This is a genomic window from Pseudomonas sp. PA-1-6B (genome assembly GCF_021609545.1).
In the GTDB taxonomy this organism is placed as follows: domain Bacteria; phylum Pseudomonadota; class Gammaproteobacteria; order Pseudomonadales; family Pseudomonadaceae; genus Aquipseudomonas; species Aquipseudomonas fluorescens_BV.
The window spans coordinates 1-14479 of the sequence record NZ_WJZM01000040.1 but is presented as its reverse complement, the minus strand read 5'-3'; the positions used below and the strand labels follow the sequence as shown (position 1 = coordinate 14479).

Here is a 14479-nt window from a genome sequence, read left to right as displayed (position 1 = left end):
TCGTTGGCCCTACCTCTTTTGTGACTTAAGCTCAGATTCCTATGCTCGTAGATTCCCATTGCCACCTTGATCGCCTCGACCTTGCCCAGCACGGCGGCTCCCTCGACGTCGCCCTTGAAGCTGCCCGCCAGCGTGGGGTAGGGCACTTCCTGTGCATTGGCGTCAGCGCCGACAACGCCGCCGACGTCAAAGCCCTGGCTGATCGCTACGCCGACGTCGATTGCTCGGTGGGCATTCACCCGCTGGACCTCAAGCCAGGCGAAGCGCCGGCTCTGGACTGGCTACTGGGCGAACTCAACCATCCGCGAGTGGTGGCCATTGGCGAAACCGGGCTGGACTATCACTACGAGCCTGAAGCTGCCGAGTTGCAGCAGGCCTCGTTCCGCCTGCACCTGCAAGCCGCCCAGCAGACGGGCAAGCCGGTGATCGTCCACACCCGAGGCGCCCGTGCCGATACCCTGGCTTTGCTGCGTGAAGCCGCGTTGTCGCAGGCTGGCGTGTTGCACTGCTTTACCGAAGACTGGGACATGGCCAAGGCGGCCCTGGACCTGGGGTTCTATATTTCCCTGTCGGGCATCGTCACCTTCCGCAATGCCGACGCGCTGCGCGATGTGGCCCGCCAGGTGCCCGCCGACCGCCTGCTGGTGGAAACCGACTCGCCGTACCTGGCGCCCATCCCCCATCGTGGCAAACCGAACTTGCCCGAATATGTACGTGACGTGGCTGATTACCTGGCGATGCTGCGCGGCGAGTCGTACGAACGCTTTGCCGAGCAGACTACCGAGAACTTCAAGCGCCTGTTCCCGCTGGCCCACGTAGCCGGTTAGGGCGGCCGAATCCCAGGCAAAAAAAACCCGGGTTCTGGGGGGTGAATCCGGGCTAAGACCATTAGGAGTAAAACAAGGGCACGCAGTCCGTCGGTACCCAGGTCGACGCGTCACTTGGGGGAGATGTCGCGCCGACAGTTGAAGTATTGACCACTATCCCATTCAGTCCAGTCGTGATTGATCGTTTTTTAAACAGATTTGGAATACGCGGCCTTCGGTTGAGTTCTCATTGCGCTGATGGGCAGGTTCAGGTGTTGCGTATTATTTCTGACTGATAACGGCGAAATCGTTGGCGCATTGAAAGTTATGTGCCTGACGGGTTCACATAGACATTGCCCAACGACCGTTCAGTCGGGATAATCCCTCGCACCGGGTAAATCGTATCGCCACGTATCCATGGCCCTGCGCAACCCTCCCTATTTCCGACCTTTGCAGACTCTTCCTCATGCACAAAGAACCCCGTAAGGTCCGTGAATTTCGCCGCCGTGAGCAGGAAATTCTCGACATCGCGCTCAAGCTGTTCCTCGAACAAGGTGAAGACAGCGTCACCGTCGAGATGATTGCGGATGCCGTGGGTATCGGCAAAGGCACGATCTACAAACACTTCAAGTCCAAGGCCGAAATCTACCTGCGCCTGATGCTTGACTACGAGCGCGATTTGAACGAGTTGCTGCACTCGGCGGATGTCGACAAAGACAAGGAAGCCCTCTCCCGCGCTTACTTCGAGTTCCGCATGCGTGACCCACAGCGCTACCGCCTGTTCGACCGCCTGGAAGAGAAGGTGGTCAAAGGTCACCAGGTGCCGGAGATGGTCGAGGAGCTGCACAAGATCCGCGCCTCGAACTTCGAACGCCTAACCCTGCTGATCAAGGGCCGTATCAGCGAAGGCAAGCTTGAAGACGTGCCACCGTATTTCCACTACTGCGCCGCCTGGGCCTTGGTGCATGGCGCTGTGGCGCTGTACCACTCGCCGTTCTGGAGCAATGTGCTGGAAGACCAGGAAGGTTTCTTCCAATTCCTGATGGACATCGGCGTGCGCATGGGCAACAAGCGCAAGCACAGCCCGGAACTGCCGGGCGCCGAGAAGAGCGGCGACACCCCTGCCACGTAAGTCATTCGCCACAGTGATGGCACAACGATTTACTGCCAGGCGCAGTAACCCAGGAATATACTCAGGCAAGGACCTTGCTAAAAGCTGAGTTATGAGTCAGCTTTTAGCGCGCCCGAATTATCCTCTGCCGGAGTGATCCATGATCGTTGATCGTCAAGGCAGGCGTTTTCGCAATTTGCGGATCAGCCTGACTTCAGCCTGCAATTATGCGTGTACCTATTGCGTGCCTGACGGCAAGCGGCTGGTGGCTGCCCAGGATGAACTGTCGGCCGAGGCCATGGCCCGAGGCGTGGCTTATCTGATCGAAGCGGCGGGTATCGAGCGCTTGCGCATTACCGGCGGTGAGCCGTTGGTCAGCCCCAAGTTGGAAGCCTTCATGGGGGCGGTAGGGCAGATGGGCCTGAGCGACATCAGCCTGACCACCAACGGCCAACTGCTGGCGCGTAAACTGCCGTTGCTGGTGGCAGCCGGTATTCGGCGCATCAATGTCTCCCTCGACACGCTGGATGCCGACGCTTTCCGCAGCATCGCCCGTGGCGGCGACCTGGCCACCGTGCTCGATGGCATGGACCAGGCCAGTGCTGCCGGAATCAAGATCAAGGTCAACATGGTGCCGTTGCGCGGCCAGAACCTGGACCAGGTGATGCCGTTGCTCGATTACTGCCTGGCGCGTGGCTACGAGCTGCGCTTTATCGAACTGATGCGCATGGGGCACCTGGCCAAAGACTCCAACGCGTTCCTGCAACAGTTCGTCAGCTTGCAACAGCTGCTCAGCTTGATCGGCGAGCAACATGAATACCTGCAAGCCAACGCCCCCGTCGATGCGACGGCGGTACGCTACGAAGTGCCGGGCAAAGGCTTCTTCGGTGTGATCGCCAACGAGAGTGTGCCGTTCTGCCGCACCTGTTCGCGGTTGCGGTTGTCCTCCACCGGCTGGCTGCATGGGTGCCTGTCCTCCAGCAATCGCCATTATGTCGGTGACTTGCTCGATCAACCGCGTCACCAGGCGTTGCCAGCGTTGCAGGGTTTGTTGATGAAGGCCTTGGCCGACAAGCAGGAAGTGGCGTTTTCGGGCGGTGCCACGATCATGAAGATCATTGGTGGCTAAGCTAAATATTGCGGGTTCACACATTTGATTTGTAGCGCAGCTGAATGGCGCGGATTCTGCATCCCACGCCCCATTCGCCGGTTTCCTGTCACCGGCCTCTGGAGGATTAGGATGCGTAGTCTGGTTTTGCTGCTGGCGTCATTGGCCTTGGGCGGTTGCATGACCGTCAGTGATATGGCCGAAGGCACCCGCTATCAGATGAGCGATGCCGGGCTGCTCGATCACAGCGATACGCGGCGTACCGCCTCGGTGCGCATACAGCCGGACTCCTTTGTGTTTATTGCCCAAGGCGCCTTCGTGCCGCCGGGCAGCGCCTACCCGCGGCCCAATGTGGTGGCCGAGGAAGCATTCAATGGCTTCGTTGAATATTTCCCTATGGTGCGTCGCGCCCGCCAGCCCGAAGGTCTTGAACAGGCCATGGCCGAAGCCCGTGCCGTCGGTGCTCACTACCTGCTGTATTGCCGTTTTGCGGCAGCCGATGACCGTATCGGCAACGCCGACGAGTGGACCGACCAGCAAGCCCTGGACCGCCTTGGCCTGGACAGCGGGGTGATCCAAGTCATGTTGATCGAGACCAGCACCCAGTATTTGATTGATACTGCACGTATTCGCAGTCGTGGCGGTTTACTGACGTTCCACGACACATCGCCACAAGATTTGATCGCTCGCCCCCTGGCGCAATATGCCCGCGGTTTGCTGGGTATGAGTGATCAGTAAGACAGAGGAGCCCGCCATGACCGATTCCGCCAAGGCCAATGATTTATTGGCCCAACTGCCCAAGGGCAAGGGGCCGGCACCGGTACATCTGTGGAACCCGGATTTCTGCGGCAACATCGACATGCGCATCGCCCGCGATGGCACCTGGTTCTACCAGGGCACACCTATCGGGCGAAAGCCGATGGTCAAGTTGTTCTCCAACATCATCCGCCGCGATGGCGACGATTATTTCCTGGTGACGCCCGTGGAGAAGGTCGGCATCCGTGTCGATGACGCACCCTTTGTTGCAGTGACAGTGGAAGTGCAAGGGCAGGGCGAAAGCCAGGTATTGCGTTTTACCACCAACGTCGACGAACAGGTCGAGGCAGGCCTCGAACACCCGCTGCGGGTGGTCACCGACCCCATCACCCAGGAACCCGCCCCCTATGTGCGCGTTCGCACCAACCTCGAAGCCCTGGTGCATCGCAACGTTTTTTACCAGTTGGTGGAGCTGGCGGTGAGCCGTCCGATCAACGGTCAGAACTGGCTTGGCGTCTGGAGCAACGGGGAGTTTTTCCCCATCGGCCTGGAGCCCTGAGGCGGTTTTTGTCTTCAGCCTGAAATAATCCTCTTGCGGTAAACGCGCGCTTTCGGTTATCAATTTGTACATGATTAGACATGTTCGATTTGATAAGAAAAAACGCGTCGTCGATGAGCTCATCCGCCGTATCGAAGGTGGAGTCATGGCCGACGGCTTTCTATTGCCGGGCGAGCACCAACTGGCCGAGGAGTTTGCGGTCAGCCGGGGCACGCTGCGCGAGGCGCTGGCCGAGCTCAAGCGTCGCAACTACATCGCCACCCAGAGCGGCGTCGGTTCGATTGTCACCTTTGACGGCATGGTGTTGGACCAACGCAGCGGTTGGGCCCAGGCCTTGGCCGATACGGGCGCCCAAGTAAGCACCGACGTCCTGCGTTTCGAAGCCGTGACGCGCCCGGATCTGTTCAGCCGTTTCGGCACCGACCAGTTCATTACCCTCGACCGCCTCCGGCGCACGGCTGACGGTACAGCGGTGTCGCTGGAACGCTCGTTGATGCCGGCCGTTGGCGATCTGGAAAACCTGCCCCACATTGGGCTGATCGATAATTCCCTGACCATCACTCTGGCCGCCTACGGCTACGTCGGGGCCGACGGCGACCAGTGGATCGGTGCCGAACCCCTGAGCGATGAAGACGCCGAATTACTCGGGCGCCCCAGCGGTACGGTATTTCTCAAGGCGTCGCGCACCACCTATGATCGTCGCGAGCGTTTCATGGAGCATGTCGAAAGCCTGCTTGACCCGTTGCACTTTCGCCTGCATCTGCAGTTTGGAGCGTCGAAATGAGCCGAGAAAATCGCGCACTTGGCGCCTTTTATGGCCTGGCCCTGGGCGATGCCTTGGGCATGCCCACCCAATCCTTGAGCCGCGAGCAGGTCCAACAGCGCTTCGGTGCCATCACCGCCTTGGAAGACGCCGACGCGGACCAGCCCATTGCGCCCAACATGCCTGCCGGTTCCATCACCGATGACACCGAACAAGCCATCCTGGTTGCCGAGTTACTGGTGCAAGGCCAGGGCAATATCGAGCCCACCGTGCTTGCCCAGCGCCTGATCGACTGGGAAGCAGGGATGCGCGCCAAGGGTTCCCAGGACTTGCTCGGGCCGTCCACCAAGCGCGCGATTGACATGATCCTCGCCGGCCATACCCCGGAAGAATCCGGGCGCTACGGCACCACCAATGGCGCGGCGATGCGCATCACCCCGGTGGGCGTCGCCGCCGATGTTGGCGACCCGGGGCGGTTTATCCAGGCGGTGATCCAGGCGTGCCAGGTCACCCATAACACCAGCCTGGGTATTTCCAGCGCTGCGGCCGTGGCGGCGGTGGTGTCGGCTGGCATCAATGGCGTGGACCTGGGGGAAGCCCTGAATATCGGGACCCAGATTGCCCGACAGGCCGAAAGCCATGGTCACTGGATCGCGGGCGGACGCATTTCTACCCGCATCAGTTGGGCTCGCACCCTGAGCGTCGGCAGCGGCGATAAAGCGTTGTTTGCCGACCTGCTTTACGAGTTGATCGGTACTTCGGTGGCTTCCCAGGAATCGGTGGTGGTCTCGTTTGCCTTGGCCCAGCAAGTGGCGTCGGGTGATATGAACGCCTTCGAAGCCCTGTGCCTGGCGGCCAGCCTGGGCGGCGACACCGACACCATTGCCGCGATTCTGGGCGCCATGCTGGGGGCGTGCCTGGGTATGCAGTGCTGGCCTGAGGCGTTGGTTGAACAGGTCAAGCGGGTCAATGGCCTGGACTTGCAGCCGCTGGCCCAAGGGTTATTGGCCTTGCGATAAACACGGAACTAAATGTGGGAGCAGGCAAGCTCCCACATTCAAAAGCGTTGGGTCAGGAAGACCGGATAAAGATTCGACTCGCTGCCACAACCACAACAACAATACAGGCACCAGGAGCACCCCTTAATGAGCAGCCCCTCTTCCGGCCAAACCGCCGGGCAACTGGAAACACGCGGCATCGAACCGGTCCCGGAAGGCGAGTGCAACGGTCATCCGCTGCAACTATTCTGGGTGTGGTTCGCGGCCAATATCAGCATCCTCGGTTTGCCCCTTGGTGCAACGCTGGTGGCGTTTCGTGGCCTGGCCATCTGGCAGGCGATCATCGTCGCGATTCTTGGCGCCGCGGGCTCCTTTGCCGTAGTGGGCATCATCTCCATCGCCGGTCGCCGTGGTCGTGCGCCCAGCCTGACCTTGTCCCGCGCCATTTTCGGTGTGCGCGGCAATATCGGCCCGACATTGGTGTCGCTGATGTCCCGCCTGGGTTGGGAAACCGTCAACACCACCACCGCAGCCTTCGTATTGTTGTCGTTGAGCTCCATCCTGTTCGGCTCGGCAGTGGAGGCCAAGAGCGCGCCGGTGCTCACCCTGATCTTCATTGCCATCTTCGTGCTGTTGACCCTGGCCGTATCGGGCCTGGGCCACGCCACGTTGCTGGTGATCCAGAAGTGGGCCACCTACGTATTCGGCGGCCTGAACATTCTGGTGGGCGGCTTTCTGTGTGCCACCATCGACTGGAGCGCGGTGTTCAACGCCACCCCGGCGCCGTTGAGCGCGATGATCATTGGCGTAGGCACCATGGCTGCCGGTACCGGTATCGGTTGGGCCAACGCCGGTGCAGACATGTCGCGTTACCAGCACCGCAGCGTCAAGGCCGTGCGCCTGGTGGCCTCCGCCGCGTTTGGTGCAGGTATCCCGCTGGTGCTACTGATCACCCTGGGTGGCCTGTTGTCGGTGGGTAACAATGACCTGGCATCGGCCACCGACCCCATCATCGCGATCCGCGACATGCTGCCGACCTGGATGGCCGTGCCGTACCTGATCACCGCGTTCGGCGGCCTGTTGCTGTCGAACAACCTGTCGGTGTATTCGGCCGGCCTCACTACCCTGACCCTGGGCTTGAAGGTCAAGCGCGTGCATGCGGTGATCGTCGATATCGTGGCGATTTTTGCCGGCTCCATCTATTTCATGCTGATCGCCGATAGCTTCTATGGCCCGTTCATTACCTTCATTTCGTTGCTGGCGGTGCCGATCACGGCGTGGGTCGGGATCTTCGTGGTCGACCTGATTCACCGTCATTACTACAGCCCCACCGACCTGCTGGACGTCAGCGCCAGCAGTGCCTACTGGTATCGCGGTGGCGTGGAGTGGCGTGCATTTGGCGCCTGGGCCGTGGCCATTGTGCTGGGGTTCAGCTTCACCACCATCGGCACCACCGCCGAAAACATCTGGTTTGCCGGGCCGCTGTCCGACTCCTGGCTGGGCCACAACGGGCTGGGCTGGATCGTGACCTTCGTGGTGGCTGGCGGAATATATGCAGTCTTGGGCGGAGCGTCTGACCGTCGTCCGGCTTTAGCAGAGAGCGCCAATGTCTAGATTGCTGCACACCGGCCAGGTCATTGTCGACCTGGTCATGGGCCTCGACACCCTGCCGGCAAGCGGCGGTGACGTGCTGGCCAACTCCGCCAGTTTCCAAGTCGGTGGCGGTTTCAACGTAATGGCTGCGGCACGGCGCAATGGGTTGCCGGTGGTTTATCTGGGCCGCCATGGCGATGGGCGCTTTGGCGAGCTGGCGCGTGCCGCGATGCAGGCCGAAGGTGTTGAAATGGCCTTGGCGGCCAGCGCTGGCAAAGATACCGGGTTGTGCGTGTCGCTGACTGAAGCGAGCACCGAACGCACCTTCATCTCCCATCTCGGCGCCGAGGGTGAGCTGAGCGCCGACGACTTGGCTCAGATCGTGCCGCGTATCGATGATTACGTGTACGTCAGTGGCTACAGCTTGCTGCTTGAAGGTAAGGCGCAGCCGTTGCTTGACTGGCTGCTGGCGCTGCCGCGAGAGATCGTGGTGGTATTCGACCCAGGCCCGCTGGTCAAGGCGCCGGACTCGGCGTTGATGCGTGCCTTGTTGCCGCGTATCGACATCTGGACCAGCAATGGCCCTGAAGCCCTCGCGTTTACCGGGGCGACGGATATGAGTCAGGCGCTGCCCGTGCTGAATCAGCACTTGCAGGCACTGCTGGTTGTGCGTGATGGACCAAATGGTTGCTGGGTAGGGCGTGGGGCAGAGACGGAGCATGTACCTGGCTTCAAGGTGCAGGCGGTAGACAGCAATGGTGCGGGGGATGCGCATGCAGGGGTATTTATTGCCGGGTTGGCGAAGGGTTTGAAACCGGTTGAGGCGGCGCGTCGAGCGAACGCAGCGGCGGCGTTGGCGGTGACGCGTTGGGGGCCGGCCACTTCACCTGGCGTCACCGAAGTCGACGCATTGCTGGCTGAATAAATACGCACAATCCAGTGGGAGCAAGCCCGCTCCCACAACGGGTTCTGCGTCTACCCTGCTTTTTTCAGCGCTTGAATCAACTCATCTTTGCGCATGGTTGAGCGCCCAGGAATATCCTTGGCCCGCGCCTCTTTCATCAAACTTTCCTTGGTCTGCGTACCCAGCGAAGCCCCACTGCTGCGCGGGTGGCCTTCACGGCTGGCAGCGGCACGCTTGGCCGATTCCTGCCGGTCCTGGGTCTTCTTGGCTGACGCCTTGCGTCGGCCTGATCCGCCGGCTTTTTCACCACCGCCAGACTGTTTGTTCACGGTAGCCCAGGCACGGGCTTCGGCTTCGTCTTTGGGCAACCCCTTATGCTCATAACTGTCTTCGATATGAGCGGCCTTGCGTTTCTGTTCGTCGGTGTATTTGGCTTTGCTTCCACGAGGCATCGCTAAAACTCCCTCTGGCCCCAGTCGCGGGGCCAGGCCAGAAATGGATTACTGAGTACTTTGAGCGTCGAGCTTGCGCGCCTCATCCACACCAGAAGCGGTGAGCTTGATCGGCAGGTTCAACGCGTATTCGCCGGCGTCGTCGGTGGTCACATGCCCATCCTTGATCAGCCCGCGGTCCTGCAGGAACGCCAAGACACTGGCGACCTCTTTTTCACCGCGGTAATTGTCCAGCACCTCCTTGCCCAAGCCTTGCGGATGGGCGTGCAGCAGGCGGGTGAGGACTTCTTTTTCAAGGTTTCTATCGACGTTCATGCGTACCTCTTCACTGGGAAATGGTCGGGTGTTGGTCGTACCAAGGGTGCATCAAGGCGCGGGTTGTTTCTGTGCGCCGGGGATGTTCGAGTCGTCGCCTTTGTTGATCTTCGGCTCATTGTTGCTCGTGCCAGGGCCCATCTTGCCGTTGCCTACGGCAGGCGGTGCCTGGCGCTGGGTGTCGTTGCCTTTGGTGCGTGGGTCGGCGCTGTTGTCGATGATCGCGCCACCGTTGGTGTCCAGGCCGGTGCCCATGGACTTTTGCGATTCGGTAGTGGCGTCCGGCGTTGGATCGGTGGGGCCAGTGGTCGAGCTAGCCGCGAAGGCGCTCAAGGACGCGGCAGACAACAGGCCTGTGAGGGCGAGGGCAGCAAATTTGGAATTTTTCATCAGGGTGTCTCCATATGATTAATGTCCTTACCCTGTATTGGTCTGCCCGCGTTTGCCGATCGTGCCGGGATGGCGACGAACGGTATCAGCTCACATGTATCACTTTATGTGCCGATACTCGGCGCGCTACCAAGCGCGCCACCGTGATCGTCCAGTTGAGTGCGGCGATCACCAGTACGCTCAGCATCATTGTCGCAAGGCCGAAGTCGACGATGATCTTGCCTGCGAGCCAGGGAAACCCGAAGACGCCGATAAAGTACGCCAGGCTGAACAGCAATAACGCCTGGGAAGTGGTGCCGCTGGGCGATTCGTTGGCCACCAGGCCGTTAATCACCGAATACGTCAGGCCATACCCGATCCCTAGCGTGGCGGCGGCGAGCACATAACTGAGGTTGCCGCTGACACCAAACGCGAACAGCGTGATCGCGCCGAGCATCACCCCGGATAATACGCAGGCAGCCTGGTACGCATCGCGCTTGACCACGAAACCGGCGATCAGCAGGCGACTGATAATTGCCGCTGTCAGGAAACCCGCGAAGAACAGCGAATAGTCCAGCTTATGGGCAACGGCATAGCTGGTCTGGAACGAAGACAGCCCCCCGAATACGCAGCCACCCAGGCCGACCATCAGGATGGCGAACGCCGCCTTGGAAGACAGTACGCGGCGGCTTACAGCCCAGGAAATCCTGGAGGTCGGTACATTCGCGTGCTGTCGCAACCGAGAGCCCATGCGCCAGAACATCACCACCCCGGCGAGGCTGGCGAGCCCGGCAATATAAAACGCCGTTGTCAGGGGCAGGTCCAGCGCAGTGGCGGCGCGTCCCAGCAAAGGGCCGGAACCTATGCCGCTCAACATACTGCCCGAGAGCAAGGCGAAATATTTGGCCCGCTGGCGGGGCTCCACCAGCAGCGTCACGATGATCGGACCCAAGGTATAGAACACGCCCCAGCCCAAGCCAAGGGACAATCCAAACAGCATCAAGCCCTGGCCAAACCCTGGCGTCAGGGCAAACCCCAGGCAGGCCACCACCAACAATAGGCCGCTGCTCGCAATCGCTCGCGCCGCGCCCAGCGCATCGGCCAGATGCCCGGAAAGCACCACCGCTACGAAGGTGCTGAGCATCGCCGTGGCAATGACACTGCCCGCGTCGTGTTCATTACCGCCACGGGCATGGATCAGCAGTGACAACAAAAAGGTCGAGCCGTAAGACAGTGACAGCAGGAAACTGGCGAGGCAGAACAGCGCGAATGTCTTCGTGCCCACTGTTGGCGTGGCGTGCATGAGCAGGTCTCTGATCGTTGGATTTATGCCCATTGTTTACCATGGGCGTCCGCAGGCTTTGTTCTGTGGTTGCTGATGCTTGCTTCACCCCGCGCCGGAGTGAAACGCGCTGATTGGCATCAATTGCACTGCAAACGGCCATCAAACCGTCTTAGTATGGGGCCTTTGAATTTGCCCAAGGCTCGCCCATGACCATCGAGATTCGCCCCGCCGTGCCCAGCGATGCTGCGCAGATCCTGACCTTTATCACTGAACTTGCCGAGTACGAGAAAGCCCGGCATGAAGTGATCGCCAGCGTGGTGGATATCGAACGCAGCCTGTTCAGCGAAGGCGCCACGGCCCATGGCCTTATCTGCTTGCGCGACGGCTTGCCGATTGGCTTTGCGGTGTTCTTTTTCAGTTACTCGACGTGGCTGGGCAGTAACTGCCTGTACCTGGAAGATCTGTACATCAACCCGGAACAACGCGGCGGCGGGGCCGGCAAGAAGTTGCTGCGCCACTTGGCCAAGATCGCCTGTGACAACGGTTGCGGGCGCTTTGAATGGAGCGTGCTGGACTGGAACGAGCCAGCGATTGCCTTCTACAAATCCATAGGCGCCCAGCCTCAGGAGGAATGGGTGCGTTATCGCATGGAAGGCGATGCCCTGCGCGACTTCGCCCAAGGCTGAAGCCTCATTTATGTAAACACTAAAACCAGAATGTGAGCTTTCCTGTGGCGAGCAAGCTTGCTTGCGCTGGGGTGCGAAGCGCCCCCCCAAAAGCTGGAGTCTGCTGCGCAGACAGCGGGAGCAAGCTCCCTCGCCACAGCTAACCCGCTCGAACATTTTTTGTTTTTTTCTCAATATATGGGATCTTAATTTATATATTGAGATATTTCAGGCGATGGGTTTATAGTCGCCAGCATCAGCACTCACTACAAAAAATAAAAAGGTGAAGCGATGCAGGCGCAACCGTTGTCCCTACCCGCCGTGCCCGAGCCGACTTACGGCGAGCGGCTGAAGAACAAGGTGGTGATCGTCACCGGCGCCGCCCAAGGCATTGGCGAAGCCATCGTTGCCTGTTTCCAGGCCCAGCAGGCGCGGTTGATCATTGCCGATATCCAGGGTGACAAAGTCGAGAAAATCGCCGCTCATTGGCGCGAACACGGTGCGCAGGTTTACGCTCAACCGGTTGATATCACTTCCAAGGATCAGTGGCAGGCATTGGTCAACCTGGCCATCGAGCGCTTTGGTCGCGTGGATGTGCTGGTCAACTGTGCCGGAGTCAACGTGTTCCGTGACCCGCTGGAGATGAGCGACGAGGACTGGCGCCGCTGTTTCGCCATCGACCTCGACGGTGCCTGGTACGGCTGCCGCTCGGTATTGCCGCACATGATCGAGCAAGGTATCGGCAACATCATCAATATCGCGTCCACCCATTCCAGCCACATCATTCCCGGTTGCTTTCCTTACCCCGTCGCCAAGCACGGCCTGCTCGGCCTCACCCGTGCACTGGGCATCGAGTACGCGCCCAAGGGCATCCGCGTGAATGCCATCGCCCCCGGCTATATCGAAACCCAGCTCAACGTCGATTACTGGAACGGTTTCCCTGACCCTCACGCCGAACGCCAGCGTGCGTTCGACCTGCACCCGCCCAAACGCATTGGCCAGCCCATCGAAGTGGCCATGACAGCACTGTTCCTGGCGACCGACGAGGCGCCCTTTATCAACGCCACTTGCCTGATGATCGATGGCGGGCGGTCTGTGATGTACCACGACTAAAGCGTTTTCCAATAACAAGAAGGAGGTGGTCCATGTTCAAGCAAACACTCGGTGCCGTGGCACTGGCAATGGCGTTCTGCGGCTGGGTATCGGCTGAAGAAGTGAAGATCGGTTTCCTGGTCAAGCAGGCCGAGGAACCCTGGTTTCAAACGGAGTGGGCATTCGCGGAAAAAGCCGGCAAGGAGCATGGTTTTACTGTGATCAAGATCGCCGTGCCCGATGGCGAAAAGACCTTGTCGGCCATCGACAGCCTGGCCGCCAATGGCGCCAAGGGTTTTGTGATCTGCCCGCCAGACGTGTCCCTGGGCCCGGCCATCGTTGCCAAGGCCAAGGTCAACGGTTTGAAAGTGATGGCCGTGGATGACCGCTTTGTCGATGCCAAGGGCAACTTCATGGAAGACGTGCCGTACCTGGGCATGGCCGCGTTTGAGGTGGGCCAGAAGCAGGGCGCCGCCATGGCCGCCGAAGCGAAAAAGCGCGGTTGGGACTGGAAGGACACCTATGCGGTGATCAACACCTTCAACGAGCTCGACACCGGCAAGAAGCGCACAGACGGCTCGATCAAATCCCTCGAGGAGGCCGGTATTCCTAAGGACCACATCCTCACCGCTGCGCTGAAAACCCTCGACGTCCCCGGCAGCATGGACGCCACCAACTCGGCCTTGGTCAAGCTGCCGAGCGGAGCGAAGAACCTGATCATCGGCGGCATGAACGACAACACCGTGCTCGGGGGCGTGCGCGCCACCGAAAGTGCCGGCTTCAAGGCCGCCAACGTCATCGGCATCGGCATCAATGGCACCGACGCCATTGGCGAATTGAAGAAAGCCGACAGCGGCTTCTTCGGCTCCATGCTGCCCAGCCCGCATATCGAGGGCTACAACACCGCGCTGGCGATGTACGAGTGGGTCACCACCGGCAAGGAACCGGCCAAATACACCGCCATGGACGAAGTGACCTTGATCACCCGCGCCAATTTCCAGGAAGAACTGACCAAGATCGGCCTGTGGAAATGAGCGGCGCGGCCCTGCGTTTCAATGGCATCGGCAAGGAGTTTCCCGGTGTGAAAGCCCTGGCGCAGATCAGCTTTGAAGCGCGGCCGCATTCGGTGCACGCGCTGATGGGCGAGAACGGCGCCGGCAAGTCGACCCTGCTGAAAATCCTCGGCGGCGCCTACATTCCGTCCAGCGGTACGGTGCAGATCGGCGCGCAGACCATGGCCTTCAAATGCGCCGCCGACAGCATCGCCAACGGTGTGGCGGTGATTCACCAGGAGCTGCATCTGGTGCCGGAAATGAGCGTGGCCGAGAACCTGTTCCTCGGGCATTTGCCCACGCGCTTTGGCGTGGTCAACCGGAGCCTGCTGCGCAAGCAGGCCCTGGCCTGCCTAAAGGGCCTGGCCGATGAAATCGACCCCGACGAAAAACTCGGGCGCCTGTCTCTGGGCCAGCGCCAACTGGTGGAAATCGCCAAGGCGCTGTCCCGTGGCGCCCATGTGATCGCCTTTGACGAGCCGACCAGTAGCCTCTCGGCGCGGGAAATCGAGCGCTTGATGGCGATCATCACGCGCCTGCGCGAGGAGGGCAAAGTGGTGCTCTACGTGTCGCACCGTATGGAAGAAGTGTTCCGTATCTGCGACGCAGTGACGGTGTTCAAGGACGGTCGCTACGTGCGCACGTTCGAGG

17 protein-coding genes are annotated in these 14479 nt (G+C 60.3%); 13 read left to right on the top strand and 4 right to left on the bottom strand.

Annotation, left to right across the window (positions count from 1 at the left end; all coding sequences use genetic code 11):
- Nucleotides 1–41 precede the first annotated feature (41 nt).
- The 9 genes from GIV35_RS18595 (at nucleotide 42) to GIV35_RS18555 (ending at nucleotide 8619) form a co-directional block, all read left to right on the top strand.
- Nucleotides 42–827: a TatD family hydrolase gene (locus tag GIV35_RS18595; RefSeq protein WP_034128433.1), complete on the top strand. Its 786-nt coding sequence runs from the start codon at nucleotides 42–44 to the stop codon at nucleotides 825–827.
- 445 nt (nucleotides 828–1272) lie between these two features.
- A complete protein-coding gene (locus tag GIV35_RS18590; protein WP_198716411.1) occupies nucleotides 1273–1938 on the top strand; it encodes a TetR/AcrR family transcriptional regulator in 666 nt (221 codons plus the stop codon).
- Nucleotides 1939–2077: 139 nt separating this feature from the next.
- On the top strand, nucleotides 2078–3046 hold the full coding sequence (locus tag GIV35_RS18585) for a GTP 3',8-cyclase MoaA (protein ID WP_019817203.1): 969 nt from the start codon (nucleotides 2078–2080) through the stop codon (nucleotides 3044–3046).
- Nucleotides 3047–3157: 111 nt separating this feature from the next.
- The gene (locus GIV35_RS18580; protein WP_034128431.1) at nucleotides 3158–3763 is read left to right on the top strand and encodes a DUF4823 domain-containing protein; all 606 of its coding nucleotides are present in this window, start codon (nucleotides 3158–3160) and stop codon (nucleotides 3761–3763) included.
- 16 nt (nucleotides 3764–3779) lie between these two features.
- Complete coding sequence (locus tag GIV35_RS18575; protein WP_105227932.1) at nucleotides 3780–4340, top strand: DUF1285 domain-containing protein; 561 nt, start codon at nucleotides 3780–3782, stop codon at nucleotides 4338–4340.
- A 70-nt stretch (nucleotides 4341–4410) separates the two neighbouring features.
- Nucleotides 4411–5124 carry a GntR family transcriptional regulator gene (locus GIV35_RS18570; RefSeq protein ID WP_057976379.1) on the top strand — a complete coding sequence of 238 codons (714 nt, stop codon included), beginning with the start codon at nucleotides 4411–4413 and terminating at the stop codon, nucleotides 5122–5124.
- Nucleotides 5121–6122, top strand: coding sequence for an ADP-ribosylglycohydrolase family protein (locus GIV35_RS18565; RefSeq protein ID WP_105227930.1), 1002 nt, complete (start codon nucleotides 5121–5123; stop codon nucleotides 6120–6122). The genes GIV35_RS18570 and GIV35_RS18565 overlap by 4 nt, the downstream gene beginning before the upstream one ends.
- 126 nt (nucleotides 6123–6248) lie before the next feature.
- Nucleotides 6249–7715: a purine-cytosine permease family protein gene (locus GIV35_RS18560; RefSeq protein ID WP_105227928.1), complete on the top strand. Its 1467-nt coding sequence runs from the start codon at nucleotides 6249–6251 to the stop codon at nucleotides 7713–7715.
- Nucleotides 7708–8619, top strand: coding sequence for a PfkB family carbohydrate kinase (locus GIV35_RS18555; protein WP_105227926.1), 912 nt, complete (start codon nucleotides 7708–7710; stop codon nucleotides 8617–8619). The genes GIV35_RS18560 and GIV35_RS18555 overlap by 8 nt, the downstream gene beginning before the upstream one ends.
- A 50-nt stretch (nucleotides 8620–8669) precedes the next feature.
- Here GIV35_RS18555 and GIV35_RS18550 read toward each other — a convergent pair whose 3' ends face one another.
- The 4 genes from GIV35_RS18550 to GIV35_RS18535 all read right to left on the bottom strand — a co-directional run bounded on the left by GIV35_RS18550 (nucleotide 8670) and on the right by GIV35_RS18535 (nucleotide 11037).
- Nucleotides 8670–9050, bottom strand: a complete 381-nt coding sequence (locus GIV35_RS18550; protein ID WP_213153519.1) for a termination factor Rho — start codon at nucleotides 9048–9050, stop codon at nucleotides 8670–8672.
- Between the two features lie 48 nt (nucleotides 9051–9098).
- Nucleotides 9099–9365: a hypothetical protein gene (locus GIV35_RS18545; RefSeq protein ID WP_032895690.1), complete on the bottom strand. Its 267-nt coding sequence runs from the start codon at nucleotides 9363–9365 to the stop codon at nucleotides 9099–9101.
- Between the two features lie 51 nt (nucleotides 9366–9416).
- Nucleotides 9417–9755: a hypothetical protein gene (locus GIV35_RS18540; protein ID WP_034128424.1), complete on the bottom strand. Its 339-nt coding sequence runs from the start codon at nucleotides 9753–9755 to the stop codon at nucleotides 9417–9419.
- An 85-nt stretch (nucleotides 9756–9840) separates the two neighbouring features.
- Nucleotides 9841–11037 carry an MFS transporter gene (locus GIV35_RS18535; protein ID WP_236264295.1) on the bottom strand — a complete coding sequence of 399 codons (1197 nt, stop codon included), beginning with the start codon at nucleotides 11035–11037 and terminating at the stop codon, nucleotides 9841–9843.
- A gap of 188 nt (nucleotides 11038–11225) precedes the next feature.
- Here GIV35_RS18535 and GIV35_RS18530 point away from each other — a divergent pair, with 188 nt between their 5' ends.
- The 4 genes from GIV35_RS18530 to GIV35_RS18515 form a co-directional block, all read left to right on the top strand.
- A complete protein-coding gene (locus GIV35_RS18530) occupies nucleotides 11226–11705 on the top strand; it encodes a GNAT family N-acetyltransferase (protein WP_034128422.1) in 480 nt (159 codons plus the stop codon).
- A 270-nt stretch (nucleotides 11706–11975) separates the two neighbouring features.
- Nucleotides 11976–12797: an SDR family oxidoreductase gene (locus tag GIV35_RS18525; protein ID WP_034128421.1), complete on the top strand. Its 822-nt coding sequence runs from the start codon at nucleotides 11976–11978 to the stop codon at nucleotides 12795–12797.
- Between the two features lie 32 nt (nucleotides 12798–12829).
- Nucleotides 12830–13810, top strand: a complete 981-nt coding sequence (locus GIV35_RS18520; RefSeq protein WP_014719544.1) for a substrate-binding domain-containing protein — start codon at nucleotides 12830–12832, stop codon at nucleotides 13808–13810.
- A partial coding sequence (locus tag GIV35_RS18515; RefSeq protein WP_236304378.1) for an ATP-binding cassette domain-containing protein occupies nucleotides 13807–14479 on the top strand: 673 nt, incomplete at its 3' end. The genes GIV35_RS18520 and GIV35_RS18515, both read left to right, overlap by 4 nt.

Excerpts from the sequence above, each read along its gene's own strand:
- GIV35_RS18595 (WP_034128433.1), top strand. The coding sequence starts at position 42 with ATGCTCGTAGATTCCCATTGCCACCTTGATCGCCTCGACCTTGCCCAG.
- GIV35_RS18590 (WP_198716411.1), top strand. The coding sequence starts at position 1,273 with ATGCACAAAGAACCCCGTAAGGTCCGTGAATTTCGCCGCCGTGAGCAG.
- GIV35_RS18585 (WP_019817203.1), top strand. The coding sequence starts at position 2,078 with ATGATCGTTGATCGTCAAGGCAGGCGTTTTCGCAATTTGCGGATCAGC.
- GIV35_RS18580 (WP_034128431.1), top strand. The coding sequence starts at position 3,158 with ATGCGTAGTCTGGTTTTGCTGCTGGCGTCATTGGCCTTGGGCGGTTGC.
- GIV35_RS18575 (WP_105227932.1), top strand. The coding sequence starts at position 3,780 with ATGACCGATTCCGCCAAGGCCAATGATTTATTGGCCCAACTGCCCAAG.
- GIV35_RS18570 (WP_057976379.1), top strand. The coding sequence starts at position 4,411 with ATGATTAGACATGTTCGATTTGATAAGAAAAAACGCGTCGTCGATGAG.
- GIV35_RS18565 (WP_105227930.1), top strand. The coding sequence starts at position 5,121 with ATGAGCCGAGAAAATCGCGCACTTGGCGCCTTTTATGGCCTGGCCCTG.
- GIV35_RS18560 (WP_105227928.1), top strand. The coding sequence starts at position 6,249 with ATGAGCAGCCCCTCTTCCGGCCAAACCGCCGGGCAACTGGAAACACGC.
- GIV35_RS18555 (WP_105227926.1), top strand. The coding sequence starts at position 7,708 with ATGTCTAGATTGCTGCACACCGGCCAGGTCATTGTCGACCTGGTCATG.
- GIV35_RS18550 (WP_213153519.1), bottom strand. The coding sequence starts at position 9,050 with ATGCCTCGTGGAAGCAAAGCCAAATACACCGACGAACAGAAACGCAAG.
- GIV35_RS18545 (WP_032895690.1), bottom strand. The coding sequence starts at position 9,365 with ATGAACGTCGATAGAAACCTTGAAAAAGAAGTCCTCACCCGCCTGCTG.
- GIV35_RS18540 (WP_034128424.1), bottom strand. The coding sequence starts at position 9,755 with ATGAAAAATTCCAAATTTGCTGCCCTCGCCCTCACAGGCCTGTTGTCT.
- GIV35_RS18535 (WP_236264295.1), bottom strand. The coding sequence starts at position 11,037 with ATGCACGCCACGCCAACAGTGGGCACGAAGACATTCGCGCTGTTCTGC.
- GIV35_RS18530 (WP_034128422.1), top strand. The coding sequence starts at position 11,226 with ATGACCATCGAGATTCGCCCCGCCGTGCCCAGCGATGCTGCGCAGATC.
- GIV35_RS18525 (WP_034128421.1), top strand. The coding sequence starts at position 11,976 with ATGCAGGCGCAACCGTTGTCCCTACCCGCCGTGCCCGAGCCGACTTAC.
- GIV35_RS18520 (WP_014719544.1), top strand. The coding sequence starts at position 12,830 with ATGTTCAAGCAAACACTCGGTGCCGTGGCACTGGCAATGGCGTTCTGC.